The following is a 6,320-nucleotide window of genomic DNA, read 5'->3' on the forward strand; positions in this document are numbered from 1 at the left end:
CGTCCCTTGCCGCTGCCGAGGCAGACGGTCAAGCGCGCGCCGGCGACAAAGTGGTGGCCGAGGCCATCGCCCAGATCGAGCGCCTGGCTGCCGAAGTGGCACGTTCCACCGACGCCATGACGCACCTGCAGCAAGAGAGCAACAAGATCGGCAGCGTGATGGATGTGATCAAAGCTGTGGCCGAACAGACCAACCTGCTGGCACTCAACGCCGCAATTGAAGCGGCACGTGCCGGTGAAGCCGGTCGCGGGTTTGCCGTGGTTGCCGACGAAGTGCGTGGCCTGGCCCAGCGCACACAAAAATCCACTGAAGAAATCGAAGGCCTGGTCGCCGGTTTGCAGAACGGCACCCAACAAGTGGCCAGCGTGATGAACAACAGCCGCAGCCTCACCGACAGCAGCGTCGAGCTGACCCGCAAGGCCGGCGTCTCGCTGGAAAACATCACCCGTACAGTGTCGAACATTCAGTCGATGAATCAGCAGATTGCAGCCGCGGCCGAACAGCAAAGCGCCGTAGCTGAAGAGATCAGCCGCAGCATTGTGAACGTGCGCGATGTGTCGGAGCAGACCGCCACCGCAAGTGACGAGACGGCCAAGTCGAGCGTGGAACTGGCGCGTTTGGGTAGCCAGTTGCAGCAGATGGTCAGCCATTTCCGGGTTTAGAAATCCCGAGTCGTAAACCAAAAAAGCCGCCTCGGTTTAAGCCGAGCGGCCCACCTCTCAGACCTTACAGGTCATCGAAGCTGTCCCGCAGGAATGTCCACACGTGATAAACACGCAGGGCATTCACTACGAGGTTCCACGTACGTCGTGCAAACTTAGACATACTCGGCCCTCCAACAGTTGGGCCTTACCTCCAGCGCACTTACCGGAACACGCGAGCCTTCGGACGCAGGTCGATGCGTCCTTTGAGGTGGCCGGGCTAGTGGTCCTTCCGCATAAATCCGGCACGGATTACTAGACCGTGGCGGTCAGTCCAGAATTCGCGCGCGTACCCGGCTCACCTAAAAAGCGACAAACGCAGAACGGAGAGGATCCTAACCAACATCGCGCTTGAAGGTGTGACCAATAGTGGTTAAATATCCAGTATTTATCATGAGATTTATTTCAGGTTTTTTCAGCATGAATTACCAAGGCAAAAGCATAAGGAAACTGCCGATCCTGACCATCGCCGAGTCTTGCACCGGTGACATCACCAACGGTATTATCAATCGGCAGGTCGATGCGTCCTTTGAGGCAGCAAACTCAGCCGCAAACTGGTTTGCAATAAAAAACCGCCCTACTAAGGCGGTTTTTTATTGCCTGCACTTTACCGATCAGCCCTCGCCTTCCTCGACAAACACCAGCCGATTCCCGAACGGGTCCTTGATGCTCATCTCGCGCGAGCCCCAAGGCGTTTCCTCTACTTCAGGCTTGGCATAACGGTAGCCCTTGCCCTGCAATTGCTGCTGGTACGCATCCACCGCTTGCGCCTGAATCCGCACCGCCGAGCCTGGCGACGCATCACCGTGGTGCTCGGACAAATGCAGCACGCACTCGCCCAACGACACTTGCAGATACAACGGGAAATTCGCCTCGAAACGATGCTGCCAATCCACCTTGAAGCCTAGAAAGTCGACGTAGAACTCCAACGCCTTGGCCTCGTCGAAAATCCGCAAAATGGGGGTGACTTTTCCTAAGTGCATCGCGACCGCTCCGTGTGTGAGAGCGCCCACTATAAAGACCAAAAGCCTCGACGCAAATCCCCACTGCGCGGCAAAAAACGCCCCGGCCGCTGACCATTCGCCTGCCCATCGCTGTAGCTCAACACCCCGTTGATCCAAACCCCGTCAATGCCTTCCGCCGCGCGTTCGGGCGCTTCAAAATCCGCCACATCGCGCACGCGCAATGGGTCGAACAGCACCAGGTCGGCCCAATACCCTTGACGAATTTCACCGCGCTCGGCCAAGCCAAACCGCGCCGCCGACAAGCCGGTCATTTTGTGCACCGCCGTGTGCAGCGGGAACAACCCCACATCGCGGCTGAAATGCCCCAACACCCGTGGAAACGCGCCCCATAGCCGTGGATGCGGAAACGGGTCTTCAGGCAAGCCATCAGAGCCGACCATCGACAGTGGGTGCGCAAGGATGCGCCGCACATCGGCCTCATCCATTCCGTAGTACACCGCCCCCGCAGGTTGCAGGCGGCGCGCTGCTTCCATCAGCGAAACCTGCCACTCGCCGGCGATTTCCTGCAAGTCGCGCCCGCCCATTTGCGGGTGCGGCGTCGACCAGGTAATGGTGATGCGAAACGCATCGGTGACCTGTTTGAGGTCCAGGGTCGAGGAACTGGCCGCATACGGATAACAATCACAGCCGACAGGGTGGGTTTTCGCAGCCAGCTCCAGCGACGCTAACAGCTGCGGGCTACGCCCCCAATTCCCCGCGCCCGCGCATTTGAGGTGAGAAATAATCACCGGCGCCTTGGCGTGTCGGCCAATCAGGAACGCCTCGTCCATCGCCTCCAGTACCGGCTCAAACTCACTGCGTAAATGCGTGGTGTACACCGCCCCGAACGCCGTCAGTTCTTCACTGAGTTGCAGCACTTCATCGGTCTCGGCACTGAACGCGCTGGCATACGCCAAGCCTGTGGATAAACCGAGCGCGCCGGCGTCGAGGCTTTCGCGCAATTGCACGCGCATCGCCGCGATTTCTTCGGGCGTGGCGGAGCGCTGCAAATCGTCCATATGGTTACTGCGCAGCGCCGTGTGGCCAATCAACGCGGCGACGTTGACCGCCGGATGGGCGCTTTCGACGGCGGCGCGGTAGTCGGCAAAACGCGGATAAACGAAGGCCTCACGCTTGCCCAGCAAGTTCATCGGGTCTGGCGGATCACTGCGCAAACTCACCGGCGAGGCACTGATGCCACAGTTGCCGACAATCACCGTGGTCACGCCCTGACTGAGCTTGGGCAGCATCTGCGGGTGGTGGATCACCACCGTGTCATCGTGGGTGTGCACGTCGATAAACCCCGGCGCCAATACCCGGCCATGCGCGTCGATTTGATGCTGCGCCTGCGCTGTCGACAAGTCGCCAATCGTCTCGATGCGCCCGCCGCGCAGCCCAACGTCGGCGATATATCCCGGGGTGTTGCTGCCATCCATGATCAGCGCCTGGCGAATCAGCGTGTCGTACTGCATATCAGTCTCCAAGCGGCAGGCTGTCGGGGCCGCCGCGATAATCGTCGAGGGCCAGTTTGATCCGGCGCAGGCGCTCCTGGTTGTCGTCCGGCAGGGTCAGCGCCAGCTCGGTAGCGAGCAGGTCGATGGCCAGCAGCATTCCGTAGCGCGCCGCGGTGGGTTTGTAGATAAAACTGGTTTCGGCCGGTTGCAACGGCAGCACCACATCCGCGAGTTGCGCCAACGGTGAATCGGCAAGGGTGATGGCGACGACGGGCGCGTCATAGTTGCGCGCCAGCGTCACCACCTCTAACAGTTCAGGCGTGAGGCCGGTCAACGAACACACGATCAGCGCTTGCTCAGGGCCCAGCGTCGCCGCCGTGATGCGCATCATCACCGGGTCATGGCAGGCGGCAATCGGGTAACCCAAACGCACCAGCCGCACCTGCAATTCGTCGCTGCACACGCTCGACGGGCCGCCCATGCCAAACGCGTGCAGCATGCGTGCCTTGCCCAACAGGCTGACCGCATCAGCAAAACTCGTTTGGTTAAAACCTGACAGGTGCTGGCGCAAGGTCGCTTCGATGTCCCCAAGAATTTGCCGGTGAAACGCCGACTGTTCCGGCAACCCCGCCGGGTCGAGGAAGCGGCTGCCAACGCCACTGGCCTGCGCCAACTGCAAGCGCAAATCACGTAAATCGCGGCAACCCACGCTGCGCGCAAAGCGTGACAACGTCGCCGTGCTGACCTCGGCGCGCTGCGATAACGCGTCCAGACTGGCCGAGGCGGCAAACCCCACATCATCGAGCATCAGCTTGGCGATGCGCCCTTCGCCGGCACTGAAAGAGTCCTGGCGGGCGCGGATCTGGTAGAGGATGTCCATCGGGGCTCCGGGTTACAGGCTAAGGCTCATAAAACCAGTGAAAGGCCATAAGTGAGACCGAAGGCGACTACTGAAATCAGGGTCTCCAGCACGGTCCAGGTCTTGAAGGTCTGGATGACCGTCATATTGAAGTATTCCTTGATCAGCCAGAAGCCGCCGTCGTTGACGTGGGAAAAGATCACCGAACCCGCCCCGGTCGCTAATACCAGCAATTCCGGGTGTGGATAACCCAACGCCATTGCGACGGGCGCGACCACCCCGGACGCGGTGGTCATGGCCACGGTGGCCGAACCGGTAGCGATGCGCATCAGCGCGGCGAACAGCCAGCCCATCACCAGCGGCGACAGATGGAACGCGTGGGCCAGGCCGAGAATTTCGTGGGTAACGCCCGCGTCCACCAGGATGCGGTTCAACCCGCCACCCGCGCCCACCAGCAAGGTAATGCTGGCGGTCGGCGCCAGGCATTCGTTGGTGAATTTGAGGATCGACTCACGGTTAAAACCCTGGGCCAGGCCCAGTGTGTAGAAGCTCACCAGGGTCGCCACCAGCAGCGCGATCACCGAGTTGCCGATAAACAGCAGGAACTGGTTAAAGCCGGTGCCCGGTGTGGCAATCACGTTGGCCCAGCCGCCGATCATCATCAACACCACCGGCAACAGGATAGTGCCCATGGTCAGCGCAAAACTCGGCAACCTTTCGCGCGGTTCACGCTCGATAAACTGGCGCTCCAGCGGGTTCTCCGCCGGCAGGTGAATACGCGGCACGATGAACTTGGCGTACAAGGGCCCGGCGATAATCGCGGTGGGAATGCCGATCAAAATCGCATACAGCACGGTCTGCCCGACTGATGCGTTATACGCCAGCACCGCCATCATTGCCGCCGGGTGCGGCGGCACCAGCGCATGCACCACCGACAAACCGGCCACCATCGGCAAACCGACCATCAGGATCGACACGCCCACCCGCCGCGCCACGGTGAAGGCAATCGGCACCAGCAACACAAAACCAACCTCGAAAAACAGCGGCAGCCCCACCAGGAACGCGATACACACCATTGCCCAATGCGCGTTGCGTTCGCCGAAGCGGTTGATCAATGTGCGCGCCACCTGCTCGGCGCCGCCGGACTCCGCCATCATCTTGCCGAGCATGGTGCCCAGCGCCACGACCAGGGCGATATGCCCCAGGGTTTTACCGACGCCGGCCTCATACGAGCCCATGATGGTGTCGGCCGGCATCCCGGCCATCAGCGCCAGCCCGATAGACACCAGCGTGATGACGATAAACGGGTTGAGCCGGTAACGTGCAATCAGCACGATCAATGCAATGATGGCAATGGCAGCGTATGCCAATAGCCCAAAGCCCGGTGATGCGGCCATGCGGTACTCCTCGGAAAGGGTCACGTCGAACTGGTTGTGAAACTCATAAATCATTCCCGATGAGTATTTTCAATTTTTATGAAAGTAATTTTCGTCCACAGGTACGCGCTGTCGCCTGGGGATATGTGCAACGCCACTGCATGAAAATTCGAGGGGTGTTCTTACATCAGCCTCAATTGGGGCTGGAAACTCAATGGCTTCAATCGAGTCATAGAAGGCGAACTCAGTCAGACAGGAACCGATCATGCTTCGTACCTCCCTCGCCGTCAGCGCCCTGTTGGTTGCCGTGTGCGGCAGCGCTGCAGCCGCCGACAACGCCGCACAGAGCAAATGCATGGACACGGCCAACACGACCGGAGATATGGTCGCTTGCAACGTCAATGAAACCAAGGTGCAGGACGCTCGCCTGAACCGCGCCTACAAAACGGCGCTGTCCGCCCAAGAGGGTGCGCACAAGCAGCAACTGCAGGATGTGCAGCGCCTGTGGATCACCTACCGCGACGCTAATTGCAAGTTTATAGGCAGTGCCACTGGCGGCACTATTGATCGGGTCAATGGTTCCGGCTGCATGCTGGACATGACCCAAACCCGCGCCGAGGAACTTGAAAACCTGGTTGGGCCGTAACCGCGCTCAGCCACAAGCGAACCTGTGGCCAGCGGGCAAGTGTGGTGAACGGGCTTGTGTTGCGAGCGGGCTTGCTCGCGTTGGGGCTGCGAAGCAGCCCAAAAGACGTGAAGCTGCGCAATCCAACGCAAACACACTCAATCGTGAATGAACCTTCGCGCGCTTGAGCAGCTTTTTTGCAGCGCTCCGACAAATGCAGCACCGCAGATGCTTGCCGGCCTTGCTGTAACGCTCGCGCAAGGTCATCAGCGCGGCAATCGCTGAATAGTCGAACAAAGCT

5 protein-coding genes and 2 pseudogenes are annotated in these 6,320 nt (G+C 60.1%); 2 read left to right on the forward strand and 5 right to left on the reverse strand.

Annotated features, from left to right (window positions below; translation table 11 throughout):
- Nucleotides 1-68 precede the first annotated feature (68 nt).
- Nucleotides 69-662 (forward strand): annotated as a pseudogene (locus F0169_RS28285) (methyl-accepting chemotaxis protein); the annotation flags it as partial.
- Between the two features lie 653 nt (nt 663-1,315).
- Here F0169_RS28285 and F0169_RS06615 read toward each other — a convergent pair.
- The 4 genes from F0169_RS06615 to F0169_RS06630 are packed head-to-tail and all read right to left on the reverse strand — an operon-like array spanning nt 1,316 to nt 5,415.
- Nucleotides 1,316-1,684, reverse strand: a complete 369-nt coding sequence (locus F0169_RS06615) for a glyoxalase superfamily protein (RefSeq protein WP_152746057.1) — start codon at nt 1,682-1,684, stop codon at nt 1,316-1,318.
- Between the two features lie 29 nt (nt 1,685-1,713).
- Nucleotides 1,714-3,177, reverse strand: coding sequence for an N-acyl-D-amino-acid deacylase family protein (locus tag F0169_RS06620; RefSeq protein WP_152746058.1), 1,464 nt, complete (start codon nt 3,175-3,177; stop codon nt 1,714-1,716).
- Between the two features lies 1 nt (nt 3,178).
- The gene (locus F0169_RS06625; RefSeq protein WP_152746059.1) at nt 3,179-4,039 is read right to left on the reverse strand and encodes a MurR/RpiR family transcriptional regulator; all 861 of its coding nucleotides are present in this window, start codon (nt 4,037-4,039) and stop codon (nt 3,179-3,181) included.
- Nucleotides 4,040-4,065: 26 nt separating this feature from the next.
- Nucleotides 4,066-5,415 (reverse strand): GntT/GntP/DsdX family permease, encoded by a 1,350-nt coding sequence (locus F0169_RS06630; RefSeq protein WP_235592441.1) that lies wholly within the window; start codon nt 5,413-5,415, stop codon nt 4,066-4,068.
- Nucleotides 5,416-5,659: 244 nt separating this feature from the next.
- On the opposite strand from F0169_RS06630, the gene F0169_RS06635 reads away from it, so the two are divergent.
- Complete coding sequence (locus F0169_RS06635; protein WP_058414176.1) at nt 5,660-6,040, forward strand: lysozyme inhibitor LprI family protein; 381 nt, start codon at nt 5,660-5,662, stop codon at nt 6,038-6,040.
- A gap of 147 nt (nt 6,041-6,187) precedes the next feature.
- On the opposite strand, the pseudogene F0169_RS28590 reads toward F0169_RS06635, so the two are convergent.
- Nucleotides 6,188-6,320: pseudogene (locus F0169_RS28590) on the reverse strand (STAS domain-containing protein); the annotation flags it as partial.

This window comes from Pseudomonas kitaguniensis, assembly GCF_009296165.1.
GTDB classification, from domain to species: Bacteria; Pseudomonadota; Gammaproteobacteria; order Pseudomonadales; family Pseudomonadaceae; genus Aquipseudomonas; species Aquipseudomonas kitaguniensis.